Annotated in this window: 20 protein-coding genes and 1 tRNA gene; 14 read left to right on the top strand and 7 right to left on the bottom strand. The window is 62.5% G+C overall.

Annotation, left to right across the window (positions count from 1 at the left end; genetic code table 11):
• The first annotated feature begins 4 nt into the window (after positions 1-4).
• The gene (locus I6F09_RS03540; RefSeq protein ID WP_225187459.1) at positions 5-196 is read left to right on the top strand and encodes a DUF3072 domain-containing protein; all 192 of its coding nucleotides are present in this window, start codon (positions 5-7) and stop codon (positions 194-196) included.
• 58 nt (positions 197-254) lie between these two features.
• On the top strand, positions 255-407 hold the full coding sequence (locus tag I6F09_RS03535; protein WP_157783960.1) for a hypothetical protein: 153 nt from the start codon (positions 255-257) through the stop codon (positions 405-407).
• Between the two features lie 4 nt (positions 408-411).
• On the opposite strand, the gene I6F09_RS03530 is transcribed toward I6F09_RS03535, so the two are convergent.
• A complete protein-coding gene (locus I6F09_RS03530) occupies positions 412-675 on the bottom strand; it encodes a hypothetical protein (protein ID WP_225187458.1) in 264 nt (87 codons plus the stop codon).
• Positions 675-875, bottom strand: a complete 201-nt coding sequence (locus tag I6F09_RS03525; protein ID WP_225187457.1) for a hypothetical protein — start codon at positions 873-875, stop codon at positions 675-677. The genes I6F09_RS03530 and I6F09_RS03525 overlap by 1 nt, the downstream gene beginning before the upstream one ends.
• 201 nt (positions 876-1,076) lie before the next feature.
• Here I6F09_RS03525 and I6F09_RS03520 point away from each other — a divergent pair, with 201 nt between their 5' ends.
• From I6F09_RS03520 to I6F09_RS03500, 5 genes are all read left to right on the top strand, one after another.
• On the top strand, positions 1,077-1,736 hold the full coding sequence (locus I6F09_RS03520) for an oxidoreductase (RefSeq protein ID WP_225187456.1): 660 nt from the start codon (positions 1,077-1,079) through the stop codon (positions 1,734-1,736).
• 221 nt (positions 1,737-1,957) lie between these two features.
• Positions 1,958-3,589: a tannase/feruloyl esterase family alpha/beta hydrolase gene (locus I6F09_RS03515; protein ID WP_225187455.1), complete on the top strand. Its 1,632-nt coding sequence runs from the start codon at positions 1,958-1,960 to the stop codon at positions 3,587-3,589.
• A 150-nt stretch (positions 3,590-3,739) separates the two neighbouring features.
• Positions 3,740-5,107, top strand: a complete 1,368-nt coding sequence (locus I6F09_RS03510) for a hypothetical protein (RefSeq protein ID WP_225187454.1) — start codon at positions 3,740-3,742, stop codon at positions 5,105-5,107.
• A 1,010-nt stretch (positions 5,108-6,117) separates the two neighbouring features.
• Complete coding sequence (locus I6F09_RS03505) at positions 6,118-6,570, top strand: VOC family protein (protein ID WP_225187453.1); 453 nt, start codon at positions 6,118-6,120, stop codon at positions 6,568-6,570.
• Positions 6,571-6,944: 374 nt separating this feature from the next.
• Complete coding sequence (locus tag I6F09_RS03500) at positions 6,945-7,583, top strand: glutathione S-transferase (protein WP_225187452.1); 639 nt, start codon at positions 6,945-6,947, stop codon at positions 7,581-7,583.
• A 128-nt stretch (positions 7,584-7,711) separates the two neighbouring features.
• Here the strand turns inward: I6F09_RS03500 and I6F09_RS03495 are convergent, their stop codons facing one another.
• Genes I6F09_RS03495 through I6F09_RS03485 form a run of 3 tightly spaced genes read right to left on the bottom strand, consistent with a single transcriptional unit; the run spans position 7,712 to position 8,436 of the window.
• Entirely contained in the window at positions 7,712-7,879 is a 168-nt protein-coding gene (locus tag I6F09_RS03495; protein ID WP_042336342.1) for a hypothetical protein, read from the bottom strand.
• 5 nt (positions 7,880-7,884) lie between these two features.
• Positions 7,885-8,133 (bottom strand): hypothetical protein, encoded by a 249-nt coding sequence (locus tag I6F09_RS03490; protein ID WP_225187480.1) that lies wholly within the window; start codon positions 8,131-8,133, stop codon positions 7,885-7,887.
• A 48-nt stretch (positions 8,134-8,181) separates the two neighbouring features.
• Positions 8,182-8,436: a PilZ domain-containing protein gene (locus tag I6F09_RS03485; protein ID WP_212473128.1), complete on the bottom strand. Its 255-nt coding sequence runs from the start codon at positions 8,434-8,436 to the stop codon at positions 8,182-8,184.
• 225 nt (positions 8,437-8,661) lie between these two features.
• Here I6F09_RS03485 and I6F09_RS03480 point away from each other — a divergent pair.
• Positions 8,662-8,736: transfer RNA gene (locus I6F09_RS03480), tRNA-Glu, on the top strand.
• A gap of 609 nt (positions 8,737-9,345) precedes the next feature.
• Here the strand turns inward: I6F09_RS03480 and I6F09_RS03475 are convergent.
• The gene (locus I6F09_RS03475; protein WP_225187451.1) at positions 9,346-9,840 is read right to left on the bottom strand and encodes a hypothetical protein; all 495 of its coding nucleotides are present in this window, start codon (positions 9,838-9,840) and stop codon (positions 9,346-9,348) included.
• A 118-nt stretch (positions 9,841-9,958) separates the two neighbouring features.
• Between I6F09_RS03475 and I6F09_RS03470 the strand changes: the two genes are divergently transcribed.
• From I6F09_RS03470 to I6F09_RS03445, 6 genes are all read left to right on the top strand, one after another.
• Positions 9,959-10,615, top strand: coding sequence for a hypothetical protein (locus I6F09_RS03470; protein ID WP_225187450.1), 657 nt, complete (start codon positions 9,959-9,961; stop codon positions 10,613-10,615).
• A gap of 149 nt (positions 10,616-10,764) precedes the next feature.
• Positions 10,765-11,391 carry a pilus assembly protein PilZ gene (locus tag I6F09_RS03465; RefSeq protein WP_057029114.1) on the top strand — a complete coding sequence of 209 codons (627 nt, stop codon included), beginning with the start codon at positions 10,765-10,767 and terminating at the stop codon, positions 11,389-11,391.
• A gap of 97 nt (positions 11,392-11,488) precedes the next feature.
• A complete protein-coding gene (locus I6F09_RS03460) occupies positions 11,489-11,761 on the top strand; it encodes a hypothetical protein (protein WP_225187449.1) in 273 nt (90 codons plus the stop codon).
• A gap of 295 nt (positions 11,762-12,056) precedes the next feature.
• Positions 12,057-13,097: a PrsW family glutamic-type intramembrane protease gene (locus I6F09_RS03455; protein WP_035999770.1), complete on the top strand. Its 1,041-nt coding sequence runs from the start codon at positions 12,057-12,059 to the stop codon at positions 13,095-13,097.
• Positions 13,098-13,167: 70 nt separating this feature from the next.
• Positions 13,168-13,746, top strand: coding sequence for an HdeD family acid-resistance protein (locus tag I6F09_RS03450; protein ID WP_035999772.1), 579 nt, complete (start codon positions 13,168-13,170; stop codon positions 13,744-13,746).
• 234 nt (positions 13,747-13,980) lie between these two features.
• Complete coding sequence (locus I6F09_RS03445) at positions 13,981-15,066, top strand: 3-deoxy-7-phosphoheptulonate synthase (protein WP_225113576.1); 1,086 nt, start codon at positions 13,981-13,983, stop codon at positions 15,064-15,066.
• 60 nt (positions 15,067-15,126) lie between these two features.
• Here I6F09_RS03445 and I6F09_RS03440 read toward each other — a convergent pair whose 3' ends face one another.
• Entirely contained in the window at positions 15,127-15,381 is a 255-nt protein-coding gene (locus I6F09_RS03440; protein ID WP_225156042.1) for a hypothetical protein, read from the bottom strand.
• Between the last annotated feature and the right edge of the window lie 39 nt (positions 15,382-15,420).

Below are 15,420 nucleotides of genomic sequence, written 5' to 3'. Positions count from 1 at the left end.
CGCAATGGCCGACAACACCCAGAAGGACCCGAAAGACTGGGTTTCCGGCGACGATCCGATGACCGGAGCCCAGGAATCCTATCTCAAGACCCTCGCCGAGCAGGCCCACCAGGACCTGCCCGAGGAGGAACTGACCAAGGCCGAAGCCTCGGAGCTGATCGACAAGATGCGGCAAAAGGCCGGTCTGGAGGAATGAGCCCTCCGATTGCGGGAACCCGGCTCCGTGCGTATGCAAACGAAATTGGGAATCGAGAATGCCTTATTTCGTTTGTGCCCGCGACGGAGCGGGCCAGATCATCTTGAAGCGAGACACGAGGGAAGCGGCCGAGAAGAAAGCCGCCGAGCTCCGCGACATGGGCTATTTCGAAGTCGAGATCGTCGCCAAGGGCGACGAGGAGACGGCGTGAGGGATCATGCGTCCCTCAGCACCTTGATGGCGCTGAGAATGACGAAAGCACCGAGACCGTAGGTCAGCGCATTCACGAGCCAGGAAATGGCGATGCCGAGGAAGGCGTTTCCTTCGACCGCTCCCCGGAAAAAATACGCTACGCTGATGCCCGGCCACTCCAGCCAAAGCAACGCGAAGTCGGTCAGCGGCTCCAGAACGAGGAGCACCGTCGAGATCAGCGCCCCCACGGCCAATGCGATGACGAGATATGTCCTCAGCCAGGGCATCAAAGACCCAGCAGGCCGAAGATAACAGGAATGACGAAATAGGCGGCGGCCCCGAGCAGGAGGCCGATGAAAAGGCGTGCCCTGCGGTTGTGAATCTTCGTATCGACCCACGCACCGATGGCGAACGCAGCCTGTCTCAGCCAGCTGCCCACGACGGCTCTGAGGAAATCGAACAGGAGTTCTGCGACGAATGCGGCCATGGCGTTTGGTCGGCGCCACCTCTGGCGGGGTTCAAGTGCTGAGGGGATAGCCATTGAATTGGCAACTGCTCGTAGGATGGGTAGAGCGAAGCGAAACCCATCGATTGGCCTTGTTGCGTGACGAAACATGATGGGTTTCGCTTCGCTCTACCCATCCTACGAGCTGACTAACCAGGTCCCACGCGCAAAACGGTGGCTTGAATGAAAACCGCACTCGTCTTCGGCGCAACCGGCTTCATCGGCTCGCATTTGCTGCGCGACCTCCTGGACAGTCCCGACTATTCGCAGGTTGTGGCGGTGGCGCGCAAGCCGCTGGCGGTGAGCCATTCGAAGCTCACGGTGCTGATCGGCGATCTCGCGTCCCTGCCCGCGCTCAAGCCGCAATTGGTTGCGGACGAGATCTTCATCGCGCTGGGGACGACGCGCAAGCACACGCCTGACGAGGCCGCGTACTACAAGATCGATCATGACTATCCGGTGGTGGCGGCCGAGATCGCCAAGGCGAACGGCGCGCGGTCGGTGTTTCTGGTCACGGCCGTCGGCGCCAATGCCGGGTCCGGCGTGTTCTATCTCAGGACCAAGGGCGAGGTGGAGCGGGACATTCTCGCGCTCGATTTCGAGCACACGCATATTTTCCGCCCGTCGATGATCCTCGGCGCGCGCGACGAGGACCGCCCGCGTGAACGCCTCATCATCGCGATATGGGGCGTGCTCAATCCGCTGCTCGTTGGCCCCGCCGACCGCTATCGCGGCCTCACCGGCAACGACATCGCGCACGCCATCGCCAAAGCCGCGCGGAATCAAACCGAGAAGGTACGAATTTATCATTGGAAAGAGATGACGGCACTACTTCGAACGTGATGCAGTGCGTAGGATGGGTAGAGCGAAGCGAAACCCATCGAGAGCCGTTGCGTGGCGAATGATGGGTTTCGCAAGTGCTCTATCCATCCTACGAGCTGCGCCCGCTGGACTGCCCCTCCCGAATAACACAAGATGGTTGCAGTATCGGTGCACCAGATCGTCCGCGGCCAGGGTGAGCTGCGTGCACCGCAGTAAAATCTAAAAAACGGCAGGGAAGAACGATGCAGGGAAAGAGAAATCTGGCGCTTGATGCTGCCATGGCTTGCCTGGCTCCAGTCGCAGCCATCATGGTCATGGCGATCTCGCCGGCAAGCGCCGACGTTTCAGCCAACATACCACCCGCGCTCAAATGCGCTGACTTGACCGGCTGGAAGATGCCGGGATCGACGGCAACGATCACCAAGGCCGAAATGGTGCCGGAGGCGCCGCCGGGAACCGTGCAGCCGTCACCGCCGGCGCCGGCCACCGTGTCGGTGGCGCTGCCGCCGAACTGCCGCGCGGATGGCGTGATCGATCAGCGCGTGGGGGTCGAGGGCAAGTCCTACGCGATCGGCTTTGCCGTTGCCCTGCCCGATCGCTGGAACGGCCGGTTCTTGTTTCAGGGCGGCGGCGGTTTGAACGGCTCGATCCGGCCGCCGCTGGGTTACCACGCGGCCGGCGAGGTGCCGGCGTTGGCGCGCGGCTTTGCTGTGGTCTCGACCGATAGCGGTCATCAGGGCGCGGTGTTCGATACCTCGTTCCTGAAGGACCAGGAAGCCGCGCTCAACTTCGCCCAAGCATCCGTCGGCAAGGTGACGATCGCCGCCAAGGCGATCGTCGCGCATTACTATGGCCAGCCCGCAAAGCGTTCCTATTTCACGGGGTGCTCGACCGGCGGCCGCGAAGGCATGCTGGCGTCGGCGCGCTATCCCGACCAATTCGATGGCATCGTCGCCGGCGCGCCTGCGCTGCGCACCGGCAATTCCAATATCGGTCTCGCCTGGGCCAACGCTGCCTTCAGCCAGATCGCACCGAAAGATCCGTCCGGCAAGCCGGAGCCCGCCAGGACGTTTTCCGCAGGCGAGCGAAAGCTGATCGCGAACGCGATCCTTGATGCCTGCGACGCCAAGGACGGCGTCAAGGATGGCCTGATCTTCGACGGCAAGGCCTGTCAATTCGATCCCGCGGTGCTCACCTGCAACGGCGACAAGACGAATGACAAGGCGGATTCCTGCATGGCGCCGCCGCAGGTCGAAGCCTTGAAGAAAGCTTTTGCCGGACCGAAGAATTCACGCGGCACGCAAGTCTACCCGCCGTTCCCGTGGGACAGCGGCGTGGCAGCCGAAGGCGTTGCCATTCCCGGCATCCTGACCACGGGCGCGCGCAGTCCGGTCGGACCGCCCGTCTGGGAAAGCATCAACGTCGATCAACTCGAAGACCGGGTCAACGCGAGCGGGATGGATCGCCTCACCAACACCGCCTACTGGACCAACCTTTCGAGCTACTTCGGCCGTGGCGGCAAGCTGCTGTTCTACCACGGTGTGAGCGATCCCTGGTTCTCGGCGAACGACACCGTGAATTACTACGAGCGCATGGCGGCGGATTCCGGCGGCATGGAATTGGTGCGGGAGAAATCGAGCCGGACCTTCCTGGTGCCGGGCATGGGTCACTGCTCGAGCGGCGTAGCGCTCGATCGTTTCGATCTCCTCAGCGCGGTCGTGGACTGGGTGGAAGACGGCAAGGCGCCCGATCTGGTGGTCGCGACGGGACCAGCCTTCCCCGGCCGCAGCCGGCCGCTGTGCGCCTATCCGCAACACGCGCGGTACAAGGGCCAAGGCGATCCGGAGAGCGCGGCGAGCTTTGAGTGCAAGTAGGGAGGATGTGCGCGGTCAAGCTCGTAGGATGGGTAGAGCGGAAGCGAAACCCATCGACGGCCTTCCCGCGTGACGAAACATGATGGGTTTCGCAAGTGCTCTACCCATCCTACGGGCTGCACGGCTGGTGATCGTCCTAAGGAGGAGCATGTGTCTATCGAAACGGTCGTTATCGTACATGGCACGTTTTCAAGCGAAGCTAACTGGTGGAGGCGCGGCAGCGAGTTTTGCCGACGTCTAGATCTTGCTTTGGAGCTGGTCGGCTCTCCCGCGCGATGCTGGGCTCATGTCCCATCTGCATATAAGGAAGAGTTCTATTGGTCTGGACGGAACTCAGAGGTCGACCGGCGGCGGGAGGCGGCGTATCTTCTCGCGTACCTAACGGCTGTTGCAATGAACGATGACATAAGTCGCATTCATGTTGTCGCACACAGCCACGGCGGTAATTTAGTCTACCATGCGCTAAACTCGGAAGGGTTCTTCAGCTTTCTTTCTTATAAGATAGCTTCGGTTACGTTCCTGGGCACGCCCTTTCTCGACTACTCAAGCTTTGCGAAGAAGCTGATACAACCATCTGGAGATCCGAAAAACTGGATCTATTCGGCCTCTATAGGGGAGAGGCACAAGTACACCGGCACGTTCCACGGCCTTAACGCGGCCGATTGCTACTGTCTCTATTTCGAGAACGATGAGGCCTTCCACTTACTTTCGCACGCAAAAGAAATCGAGGTCTCGCCCGAACGGTATGGCTATGCCCCCGTTCTGAAGTTCGTGTCGGTAGCTGAATCATATGCCGCCAACTACTATCGGGTCTTATTCTGCCACGGTCGACGATTGGCAAAATATGTGCCTCCCAAAAGCCGATACACCGTTCCACTCATACTTGGCATGACTGTGCCATGGTCGGGACTTTCATCAATTGGCCGGCACTTCTCGGTCGAGAAAAACGCCATACAAAACTTCCTGAAAGGGAATCCAAACCGAGTCTGGCAAAGCTCAATTGTCGCTCTTCATCTCGTGTTGTGGCCCCTTCAGCTGGCGATAGCCATTTCAATTTGGCTCCTTGATCATATATTCTTTGCGCCAGCGTATTATCTCCTCAATAGGTTCAAGCGAATGATTGAGAGATCCGGCATTCGGATTGCGGCCGGCTCGATCCTTGGAGCGACGTATGTGCTCGATCGGTTGGCCCGTGTCAGTCGAGACCCCCCTTATGTTCATACGGCTCAAAGGGTTCTCCTTGACCAGGCAATCGAAAACAAGGCGGTACAACTGGCTGCCGAATACGTCCACGCTGCCGTGCAAAAGCTTTATGGTCTTCCCATTCCTCCTGCTCAAGATGTGCAAGCCACTCTTGAATACGGGATCTTGGTTGGGCAGGTATTCACCGATCCTGCCTTGCTACATTGTCAATATTACGCGCACCCCGAGGTCGCTGAGCTGATAGCTTCTTTTGTAAAGAAGACCACTCGACGGGAAGAACTCTATGAATATTTTCGGCGGATGGCATCTGAATGAACAGCAGTCTGAACCGCCCCGGGTTTGCCGGAGGCCATTTGGTTTAAGTTATGCCGCCATGTCGGGTTGTTCCAGTTCGTAGGATGGGTAGAGCGAAGCGAAACCCATCGAGGGCCGTGTTGCGCGACCAAACATGATGGGTATCGCAAGTGCTCTACCCATCCTACGAGCTTACAGCAGGTTCTTCCTATTCTCAGGCGGGAAGTCCGTCCACCACACGAACGAGAAGGATCTGGCTTCCATCCATGGGCAGTTCATGACCCCTCTTTAGGGGACCATCATCTGTGCAGGATTCCGAGGATGGTTACTCCGGTCTGGACCAGAAACTTCCAGTTGCGGTTCAGGAAGCGCCGGACATGCGCCTTCCATTTGGCCTTCGGAAACATTAGGCAAGCTCCAGCGTGGCGAGAAGCGACATCTCGCGGGTGATTGACAGGGAGCCTGGGGAGAGCGAAAACCTACGGTGTTCGGTCGGAGACCTTCGGGACTCCTCCAGGAGTCGGGTGGTGTTCTCGACAAACACCATCCGACTCCGAACATGGGGTAAAACGTGACTCCGGCGCAAGAGTCCGCTGCTTTAAGTCCCGACCTGTGAACAGCTTCCACATTTTGAGAAATTCACCTTTTTCGCCATCGACTTGCATGGTGGAAAACTTTTTCTTGGGTGATTCGCTGTGTGTTGATAACTCAAGTTTTTGGTGGATACGTTCGCGCTAACCATCGGCTCGCGCTCACGGATGGCGAATCGTCGAGGTGAACTGAGGCCCGTCCGCCTACGGCGAACCTCCTCACCTGTGGAGGCACCGAAACGGCGGCGAGGATCACGGGCGAGGCGCAACTGGGCGAGGTAGTACCGGGCGAGAGCCTGCACCGCCCGGAATGAACTGCGAACGCATGGCACAGAGTTGGCACGCAACGCCCTGCCGCTTGATGGATTTTGCTGCTATTTATCGCCACTAGCCGCCTTCTGTATCTGAGAAACAAAAGACGTTCTCAAGGAGTCCACTGAAATGCGATACCTCCACACCATGCTGCGCGTGCGCAATCTCGATGTCGCGCTGAAGTTCTATGTTGATGCTTTCGGCTTGAAGGAGGTGCGGCGGATCGAGAACGACAAGGGGCGGTTCACGCTGGTGTTCCTGTGCTCGGCGGACGATCTCGAAGGCTTGAAGAAGCAGCCGCCGACGCGCGGGGCGCCGCTGGTCGAGCTCACCTATAATTGGGACGAGGAGACGTATGGCGAGGACCGCTTCTTCGGCCACCTCGCCTATGAGGTCGACGACATCTACGCCACCTGCGAGAAGCTGATGAAGGCCGGCGTCACCATCAACCGCCCGCCGCGTGACGGCAACATGGCCTTTGTCCGCTCGCCGGACCTGCACTCGATCGAGCTGCTGCAGAAGGGCGATCCGAAGCCGCCGCAGGAGCCATGGGCATCGATGCCGAACACCGGCCATTGGTAAGCCATAGGCAGGAACCAGGCCCCTCGCCGGACGTTCTCCTTTCACGAAACCGATTTGGAGGAGGATGCGATGGCGAGAGGGCTGTTGCTGTGGATGCTTGGCGTGCCGATCCCGGTGATCATTCTGTTGTGGCTGTTCTTCGGCCGCTGAGCGTCAGTTTGAACTTTGCAATGAAGGCTCCGCCGCGTGCGGAGCTTTTTGCATGAGGGGCACGATGCAATCGCGCATCGCTCAGTGCGCCGAATTCCGCTATCACCCGCACAGGGTGGACTTGTAGCCCGCATGGAGCGCAGCGGAATGCGGGGACGCCGGCCCTGGATTGCGCTTCGCTCCATCCAGGCTACGACACGAACAATGCCGCGGGGAGACGCTTCATGCCTGACGCCAAGCTGACGATCTGGGGCCGCGCCAATTCGGTCAACGTGCAGAAGGTGCTGTGGTGCTGCACCGAGCTTGGCCTGGCTTACGAGCGCATCGATGCCGGCATGCAATACGGCAAGACAAGCGAGGCCGAATATCTGGCGATGAATCCCAACGCGCGGATCCCGACGCTGGTCGAGGGTGACTTCGTGTTGTGGGAGTCCAACTCCATCATGCGCTATCTCTGCCTCGCGCATGGCCGCGGCACGCCGATCTACCCCGAGGCGCCGAAGCAGCGCGCCTCGGTCGACCGCTGGCTCGACTGGACGCTGGCGACGGTGCAGCCGGTCGACCGCCCGGTGTTCTGGGGCATCGTGCGCACCGCGCCCGCCGAGCGCGATATGATCCAGGTGCAGCGCGATGCCGATGCTGCCGCCGAGGTCTGGGCCATCGCCGACCGCCTGCTCGCCACGCGCCGCTTCATCGAGGGCGATGCGTTCACGCTCGCCGACATCGCGATCGGATCCTATGCGCGGCGCTGGCTCGGGGTCGAGGGCATCAGCCGGCCGGCCCAGCCGCACCTCACGCGATGGCTCGCCGAGCTCGGCAAGCGGCCGGGATTTGCGCAATTCGTCGCACCGCCGATGTCGTGAGCCGGCCATGCGGCGCAAGCCGCGGCGAAGACGCGCGGAATCGTGGTTCGGGCGCATGCGCCGGCCGGTCACGGCAGACCTTGACGGCTACTGTGCATGGGGTTGTTTTCGCGGTTTTGTTTGAGGTCTTAGCGCCAGCCGCGCTCGACCAGCAGCACGACGATGATCAGCAACAGCGTCACCGCGGCGGTCGCAAGGCGTGCGGTCCAGCTGAGGCCGCGGCCGACCCACCACAGCAGCGCGCAATACATCAGCACGGGGACGATGATGTCGAGCCGCACCAGATCCGCGGGCATAGGCTTCAGCGCCGGATTTTGGTGTCGAGGCTGGTCGAGCCACCGAGCTTGACGCAGGTCCCGGTGCCCTCGGCCATCGCGAAGCCCGGGCCATAGGCGGCGCAGGCGCCTGCCCTCACCTTGCCGGCCGTGCTGCCGTTCAGCGGCAGGGCCTTGCCGGTCTGCGGCGGCTCGGCAGGCGGCAGGCGCAGGCTCTCAGCCGCGGTCGCGGACGTGGCCAGCAAGGAGAGCAGGATGAGGAGCTGCGTGCGCATCGCCGCCTTGTAGCCCGGACCGGACCCGCGCGCCATCGGCGGCCGCGGCTAGAGGAACTTGACGCCGGCCGACTTGCCGCGGCGCCAGACCACCTGGCAGCTCCGCCCGGTGCGCGCATCGCGTGCAAAGGCCATCCGGATCACGCCGGGAAGCTGGCTCGCGTCCTCGTCGAGGGTGATCTTGGCGCCCGAATCCGAGATGTCCTGGACCAGGCAGTGCCGCGCGGCAAAGCCGCCGTCCAGCGTGATCCAGGCGTGCTGCGACAGCAGCTTGCGGGCTGCGCGCTTCTTCGGCGGTGGCATCGGCAAAATCTCCCCGTCCAGCGCTACGCAGGGAACGCTAACAAACCGTTGAAATCGCCTCCGAATGATCCCGCACCCCGGGGCTATCCACCGGGTCCGAAAGACCGTTCCCGAACGGCTTGCCCGGGAGCGCAAAGGCCACTATACGTTCGCCCGCTGCAAGCCGCCGGGCCCTGTTCGGCCGGCCAGCGGCCGTGCCGGGACAATCGGCATTGCCCTGCGTTTGCTCCCTTCGTCTATCGGTTAGGACGCCACCCTTTCACGGTGGAGAGAGCGGTTCGATTCCGCTAGGGAGCGCCAGCAAAATCAATCACTCAAAGATCCACTCTGCCGCCGTGTCCAACGTGTGGCCAATAAACCCGTGCGAACACCCATGGACGTGGGGCTCGATCGCCGCCCCGCTTCGCGAGCGTGAACCGGCGGGCCATCGTGCTTACCGCCTGAGCCCGGGGCGGTGCGTCATCAGCCGCGGCCGGTCGCGCCTCCTGTGCAACCTGCGGTCGCCGCGAGGCAAGCCGCCGGCATCGCTCATTTATTTTTTTTCGAAGCAGCCAGCGGCTACCCTGTTGCCGATTGAGTAGCAATCAGGAGGATTGGGCTTTGTGACCACGTGCTGGGGCGTTTCAACTCGTGGGCTCGACCACCCCCAAAGCACAGCAAGCAGGGCCAGACCCCCGAGTATCGCGAGCGCAACCATTTCAGGCGTGACGAGAGCGGGGCGCCGACAGAGCCCCTGGGGTGCAATCTGCTTCAATGAACACAACTCTGAACTGTAATAATCTAAACTGTAATAAAAATATCATATGTTAATTCCGGTTCCATTGCAAATGGCCGGTTGTTCCACGCGGAAATGCCCGAAACGAACGGCCCGCCAGCGTGAACCGGCGGGCCCTGCTCAATGGCGCTTCATTAGTCGCGCTCCGCCAGGATGCGGTTGATCTCGGCCGTCACGATCAGCTGGTGCTCAGGCGTGAGCTGGGCATACCTCGCCAAAGGGCTCGCTCCAGCCCTCTGGTGCCCTGGGCGTTCGTCGATCATCCTCTTGAGGCCCCTTAGATCGCCGTCGAGTATCCAGTCGACGTTGATCCCGTGCTTCCGGCAGTAGTCGCACAGCTCGGCGCCGACCTTCGGAGCTCGTTCCAATCCCCATTCGATCGCGAGCCACAACAGGCGCCGGTTGTTGTTCTGCGCTGACGACGCGCCGTCGGCGTCGAGCCGCCCCCAACGGTGTCCGGAGGCGTAGCCGCCGACGCTTGGCGGCGTTGCGGCGCCGCGTGATGCCAGCGCGGGTGATGGACTTCTCCTTTGCCACTGCCCGCGGATCTTCCTGAGCTTCGTTTGTGCCTTGTCGATGTCTATTTTTACGGAGGTGGACGGCCATGGACCTATTCTCATCTCTTTCACGGTGGAGAGAGCGGTTCGCTTCCGCTAGGGAGCGCCAGAGGCGCAAAGCCAGCGTGGCAGCATGAACCTCCTCGCCCTCCGTCTCCGACCAATGTCAGGTCGTAACCGGTCGAGGCCCATGCCGCAGCACGAAGCCGACATTGCAGACGCATCGCAGATGCCGGCGCTTCCCACATGGCTGCGCCACCCGCGCCAGCATGCGCCGGACCGGCGCGCCAAGATGCTGGCGCACATGGCCCACCGCCAATCACTGCCGGAGCGCCAGGCGGCGTTGACGCCGCCCTCGCCGGAGCGGTCAGGCCAGGCCGTCGCTGACATTCTCGGCGATGCCTTCGGCTACATCGTGCTGTTCGGTGTCATCGCCCTGCTCTTCCATTCGCGCGTTCCGCTCTACCTCGGTGCCTTTCTCTTCCTGACCGATGGCGAGCGCATCGAAAGGGCTCTGGCAAGCATCGGTATCCGCCTCGAGCCCGAAATGATCGGCCAGGACATCGTCAAGCGCTTTGTATTCTGGTTCGGATGGTTCGCGTTGCTCGGCCCCCTGAAAGCCTCGGTTCCCGCCTGGCTCGCGTCTTGGCTGCCTCCGACCCAGTCATGGTCTTCCCTGGCCGGCATTGCCATTCTGCTCGCCCTCGTCGAAGCATTGACCGGGCTCGCGCTGCGGCGCGCATTGCCGCGCCTGCGATGGGAGATCCGTCCGAACGGACTGATATGGACGATGATCCAGTTCGCCTTTGCCGCATTGGCAATCCTGGTGCTGTTCGGACCTCGCTAGCCGTCGCTTATGCCGCGCTTCCCGCTGCTCTGCCGACCCGCGCCATTTACCGAAAATTCACCCCAGCTATTAGGCAGCAGTATCATTTGCTTAGAATTTGCTCGCTACCGTGGAACTACGGCAATCACCCGAACCCCCGGTCAGCGCTCATGTCCGTCGCAGACTTCCTGAGGCAGCGAGCAGTGGATGTTACGGTCAGCGGCAGCTACTCGCTGCCCCGCTGGTACGATTGCGAGGGCAAGCTCCGCAGCTTCGCCTGCCGCACCAAGCGCGTCTCGCCGTTCCGGATGATCGTGGACGTGCCCGTGGTCGGCAAGGTCGGCGAGCGCTTGACCTCCTACTTCGAGGATTTCGGCGAATTCCAGGGCACCATCAGCGCGACGCTGAAGGCGGGCTTCCTGATGGAGCTCGAGATGACGCGGGCGCGGCGCGCCTGGATGTCGGAAAAGCTGACATGGCTCGAGAAGAAGCAGAAGGATGCCAGCGTTCGGGAGCTGCGGCGTGACGCGCGTTTCGTTCCGCAAGTCTCGCACACCGTGCTGACCCTCGCGGACGGCAGCTGCCATCCGTGCTTCATCATCGACGTCTCGACGGCCGGCGTCGCGGTGTCCTCCGAGTATGATCCGGTGGTCGGAACCCCGCTTGCGGTCGGCGCCTGTGTCGGGCGGGTGATCCGCAAGTTCGAGCACGGCTTTGCGGTCAAATTCGCCGAAAAGCTGGACCGTGACGACCTCGTCCGCCTGATCGTCCGCGCGCCCTTGCTGAAGTCGGCCTGAATTCGCCGCCCTATAGCGGCCCCAATGCCGGATCAGCTTCTGCGGGTCTGTGCCTCGGGCCGGACGTCATTTTGCAGACTTGCGATCGGGGGACCGAATGGCAGTCGACAAGATCACGGTCGATAAGATCAAGGTTGGCAAGATCACCTGGGACAGGGTCGGACGGGTCACCGAGCCCGGACGCTACATGTACACGTTCGGCTGGCTCACCATCACCGCCGGCGATCTCGAAATCTGGAAACGATACCCGCGCGCCGCGTTCACGCTGCTGGCGCAGAGTTCCGGGTCGCCCGAGTCCGCCGGCGAGGAATTCCATCTCGGCGCCTTCGACGTCGCACCCGACGCGCCGCCCGCGATCACGACGCACTGACTAGACTAAGGCCAGCAGCCGGCACGCTGCGCAGATGCGCCAAGAATCGAGGAATCCCGCGCATTTCCTTGAGCTCGCTTGCGAATCTCGATCCGCAGCGCACCGGGCAATCGTTGCGGTGACTGGCGAGCTTCTGCCATCATGCGATTGATTGCGCTCGTATTCTACTCCCCACAATGAGCCCGGATGAACGGCAGCAGTCGCGCGCCTTCAGGGAGCCGACAGCCGGTGCATGACACATGGTCGCATCGGAGAACGTAGATAAGCGGATCAAGGGAACCTATTTTCGGCGCCAATGTACCTGATCGAAGCGCTCCCCACCGTCGTTGGAACTGCCGCTATCGCCCCGGCGCTGCTGTTGCTCTGGCTCGTCATCGCTGCCGAGGAACGCCCGGGGCCGCCGGCCCAGGTCTGGACCGCATTCCTGTTAGGGGCGGCGAGCATTTCGCTCCTGGGCCTCGCCCGCGCCCCCTTCGCCAAGATGATCGCCGCCCCCGACGATCCCTGGGCGGCGCTGGCGATGCATTCGATCTTCGGCGTCGCGCTGCCCGAGGAAGCCGTCAAGGTGCTCGCCATCGTGCTGGTCTCCTCGACCAAGCGACGCACCTTTGCCAATCCGATGGACACCGTGGTCTACGGCGCCGCGGTCGGCCTCGGCTTCGCCGCCTACGAGAATCTCGCCTATCTGGTCCAGCACGCCGACATGTGGCGCTCGCTTGCCGCGCTGCGCAGCGTCCTGACCGTGCCGTTCCACGGCGCGCTCGGCATCATCGCCGGCGCCTACCTGACCATCGCGCGCGCCGGCACGGCGCTTGGCGCAAACCGCCACCATCGCGATTGGGCCCGTCTTTCCAGCCGGCTGTTGATCTTCGGTGGCCCGCTCGCGCTTCATACGGCCTTCGACTTCCCGCTGCTGACGCTCCAGCGCATGCCCGATCTCGATCCGACACTCCGCATGTGGTTGGGCGCTGCAAGCCTGTTGATCGGCTTCGGCTCGATCGCCTTCGCCATCCGCCTGGTCCGGCGCGTCGCGCGCCACCACGCGCCGCGAACCGATGTCGCGCGCGAGCGGCTCAGCCAGCTGCGCCGGATGTGGGCGCTGCTGCTCGCCGGCGGCGGCATCGGGTTCGTCGGGCTCGCCTTCGTCCTGACCTCGATCCATCACTGGCTGATCAACCCCGAGCGCAACCTGACGCTGGCGCTGATTCCGATCGGTTTCGTCTCGATCCTGCTCGGCCTTGCGCTTCTGATTGTCACATCGGCGATCTACATTCTCGGCCGCAACCGCATTCGCACCAACGCGGAAGGCTTTTCGTCGGCGCCCGGCGGCACTTGATCCAACGCATGGCGAACGCGCGACAGGCCCACTAGATTGGGACGCAATCCTCTCGTTCCGGAGCCAGACGATGACATCGCCCGAGGAATTTGCCCGCCTCCAATCCGAGATGAACCAGGCGGTCAAGGCGCACTGGAAGGCTTTTCTGTTCGAAGGGATCCTGCTCGCCGTCCTCGGCATTGCCGCGCTCGTCCTGCCGCCGCTCGCCAGTCTTGCGACCGCGATCTTCCTCGGCTGGATGTTCCTGATCGGCGGCATCGGCGGACTGATCGCGACCTATTGGGCGCGCAGCACGCCAGGCTTCTGGTGGTCGCTGATCTCGGCTGCGCTCGCCGTGCTCACCGGCCTGCTGCTGTTGGCCCGGCCGATGCAGGCCGTGCTGACGCTGACCATCGTGCTCGGCGCCTATTTCCTCGCCGAGGGCGTCGCCACCATCATGTACGCGCTGGAGCACCGCCGTGAGCTCAGCGGCCGCTGGTCGTGGCTGCTGATCTCGGGCCTCGTCGACATCGCGATCTCGTTCATGGTGATCACGGGACTGCCGAGCTCGGCGGAGTGGGCCATTGGCGTCCTCGTCGGCATCAACCTGCTGTTCGGCGGCGCCACCCTGATCGGCATGGCGCTGGCGGCACGCAATGGCAACACCTGAGGCGCCTCGTCGCTCCACATTCTGATTGGGGGGTGACAAGGCGCCAGCGGCACGCTATATGGCCTTTCCATGATCACCGTCGCCACCAGCTATTTTTGGTATTTTAGCTACGACAGCTCGCTGGCGGCGGGAGGATCGCGCTCAATCTGAAACATTGCAGCAAACGTCCGAACAGCCGCCCGACCTGGCGGCTTTTTTATTGCCGGCAGGTTCTAGAACAGACAGGAGCCCGCCGTGCTGAGCACGACCGACGATCTTCGTATCCGCGAACTGAAAGAGCTGAGCACGCCGGAAGAGGTGATGCGGGAAGTCCCGCGCACGCTCACCGCGACGCGTGTGGTGATGGCCGCGCGCAACGCCATTCATGCCATCCTGAGCAATCAGGACGACCGCCTTCTGGTCGTCGTCGGCCCCTGCTCGGTGCATGATCCCAAGGCGGCGCTCGACTATGCCGAGCGGCTAGCAAAGCTTCGCGAGGATCTCGCCGATCAGCTCGAGATCGTGATGCGGGTCTATTTCGAGAAGCCCCGCACCACGGTCGGGTGGAAGGGCCTCATCAACGATCCCGACCTCGACGGCAGCTTCGACATCAACAAGGGGCTGCGGCTCGCGCGCAACGTGCTCGCGGCGGTGAACAATCTCGGCCTGCCCGCCGGCACCGAGTTCCTCGACATGACCACGCCGCAATACATCGCCGACCTCGTCTCCTGGGCCGCGATCGGCGCGCGCACGACCGAGAGCCAGATCCATCGCGAGCTGGCTTCGGGCCTGTCCTGCCCGGTCGGCTTCAAGAACGGCACCGACGGCAATGTGCGGATCGCGGCCGATGCGGTGAAATCAGCCTCGCATCCCCATCATTTCATGGCCGTCACAAAGCTCGGCCGCTCGGCGATCGCCTCGACCGCCGGTAACGAGGACTGCCACATCATCCTGCGCGGCGGAGCTGAACCGAACTACGACGCGGCAAGCGTTGCGTCGGCCTGCAACGAATTGACCAAATCCGGCGTTGCCCCGCTGGTGATGGTCGATGCCAGCCATGCCAATTCGAGCAAGAAGCCGGAGAACCAGCCGCTGGTGATGGCCGATATCGCCCGCCAGATCTCGGGCGGCGAGAGCCGCATCATGGGCGTGATGATCGAGAGCAACCTCGTCGCCGGCCGGCAGGATGTCGTACCGGGCAAGCCGCTCACTTATGGGCAGAGCATCACGGACGGTTGCATTGACTGGGCAACGACGTCGAAGACGCTCGAGCAGCTCGCCGACGCGGTCGAAATCCGCCGCAACATCCGGCGCGCCGGACTGCACGAGCGATCAGCCTGACGGATGGCGAGCTTGGGATGGCTCATTCCTCACCTCTCCCGACGGGGAGAGGTGAAAGCCTCAGCAGCCGCGGCAGATGCTCTTGATCTTCTTGTCGAGCGCCTGGTTTTCCTTGCTGAGCGGATCGTTGGGATCGCTCAGATTCTTCTCGCTAGGCACATCGCTGGCACGCGGCTGGCGATGACCGACCGGCGCCGGCAACACCGACCCGGACGATGCGCCGCTTGAGGTCGATCCCTTGGAGCTGCCGGTCTGCGCAACAGCCGCGCCGCCAAGCAAGACCACGAGCGATACTGCCAGCATGATCTTCGTCATGTCCATTTCTCCATTCTCGAATCAGCGTCCAAGCCCAGC

The organism is Bradyrhizobium sp. IC3195, assembly GCF_020193585.1.
GTDB lineage: Bacteria > Pseudomonadota > Alphaproteobacteria > Rhizobiales > Xanthobacteraceae > Bradyrhizobium > Bradyrhizobium yuanmingense.
This window is presented reverse-complemented; position numbering and strand designations above follow the sequence as displayed.

Bases quoted from the DNA above. Each gene is read 5' to 3' on its own strand.
- I6F09_RS03540 (WP_225187459.1), top strand. From the start codon at position 5: ATGGCCGACAACACCCAGAAGGACCCGAAAGACTGGGTTTCCGGCGAC.
- I6F09_RS03535 (WP_157783960.1), top strand. From the start codon at position 255: ATGCCTTATTTCGTTTGTGCCCGCGACGGAGCGGGCCAGATCATCTTG.
- I6F09_RS03530 (WP_225187458.1), bottom strand. From the start codon at position 675: ATGCCCTGGCTGAGGACATATCTCGTCATCGCATTGGCCGTGGGGGCG.
- I6F09_RS03525 (WP_225187457.1), bottom strand. From the start codon at position 875: ATGGCCGCATTCGTCGCAGAACTCCTGTTCGATTTCCTCAGAGCCGTC.
- I6F09_RS03520 (WP_225187456.1), top strand. From the start codon at position 1,077: ATGAAAACCGCACTCGTCTTCGGCGCAACCGGCTTCATCGGCTCGCAT.
- I6F09_RS03515 (WP_225187455.1), top strand. From the start codon at position 1,958: ATGCAGGGAAAGAGAAATCTGGCGCTTGATGCTGCCATGGCTTGCCTG.
- I6F09_RS03505 (WP_225187453.1), top strand. From the start codon at position 6,118: ATGCGATACCTCCACACCATGCTGCGCGTGCGCAATCTCGATGTCGCG.
- I6F09_RS03500 (WP_225187452.1), top strand. From the start codon at position 6,945: ATGCCTGACGCCAAGCTGACGATCTGGGGCCGCGCCAATTCGGTCAAC.
- I6F09_RS03495 (WP_042336342.1), bottom strand. From the start codon at position 7,879: ATGCCCGCGGATCTGGTGCGGCTCGACATCATCGTCCCCGTGCTGATG.
- I6F09_RS03490 (WP_225187480.1), bottom strand. From the start codon at position 8,133: ATGCGCACGCAGCTCCTCATCCTGCTCTCCTTGCTGGCCACGTCCGCG.
- I6F09_RS03485 (WP_212473128.1), bottom strand. From the start codon at position 8,436: ATGCCACCGCCGAAGAAGCGCGCAGCCCGCAAGCTGCTGTCGCAGCAC.
- I6F09_RS03470 (WP_225187450.1), top strand. From the start codon at position 9,959: ATGCCGCAGCACGAAGCCGACATTGCAGACGCATCGCAGATGCCGGCG.
- I6F09_RS03465 (WP_057029114.1), top strand. From the start codon at position 10,765: ATGTCCGTCGCAGACTTCCTGAGGCAGCGAGCAGTGGATGTTACGGTC.
- I6F09_RS03460 (WP_225187449.1), top strand. From the start codon at position 11,489: ATGGCAGTCGACAAGATCACGGTCGATAAGATCAAGGTTGGCAAGATC.
- I6F09_RS03455 (WP_035999770.1), top strand. From the start codon at position 12,057: ATGTACCTGATCGAAGCGCTCCCCACCGTCGTTGGAACTGCCGCTATC.
- I6F09_RS03450 (WP_035999772.1), top strand. From the start codon at position 13,168: ATGACATCGCCCGAGGAATTTGCCCGCCTCCAATCCGAGATGAACCAG.
- I6F09_RS03440 (WP_225156042.1), bottom strand. From the start codon at position 15,381: ATGACGAAGATCATGCTGGCAGTATCGCTCGTGGTCTTGCTTGGCGGC.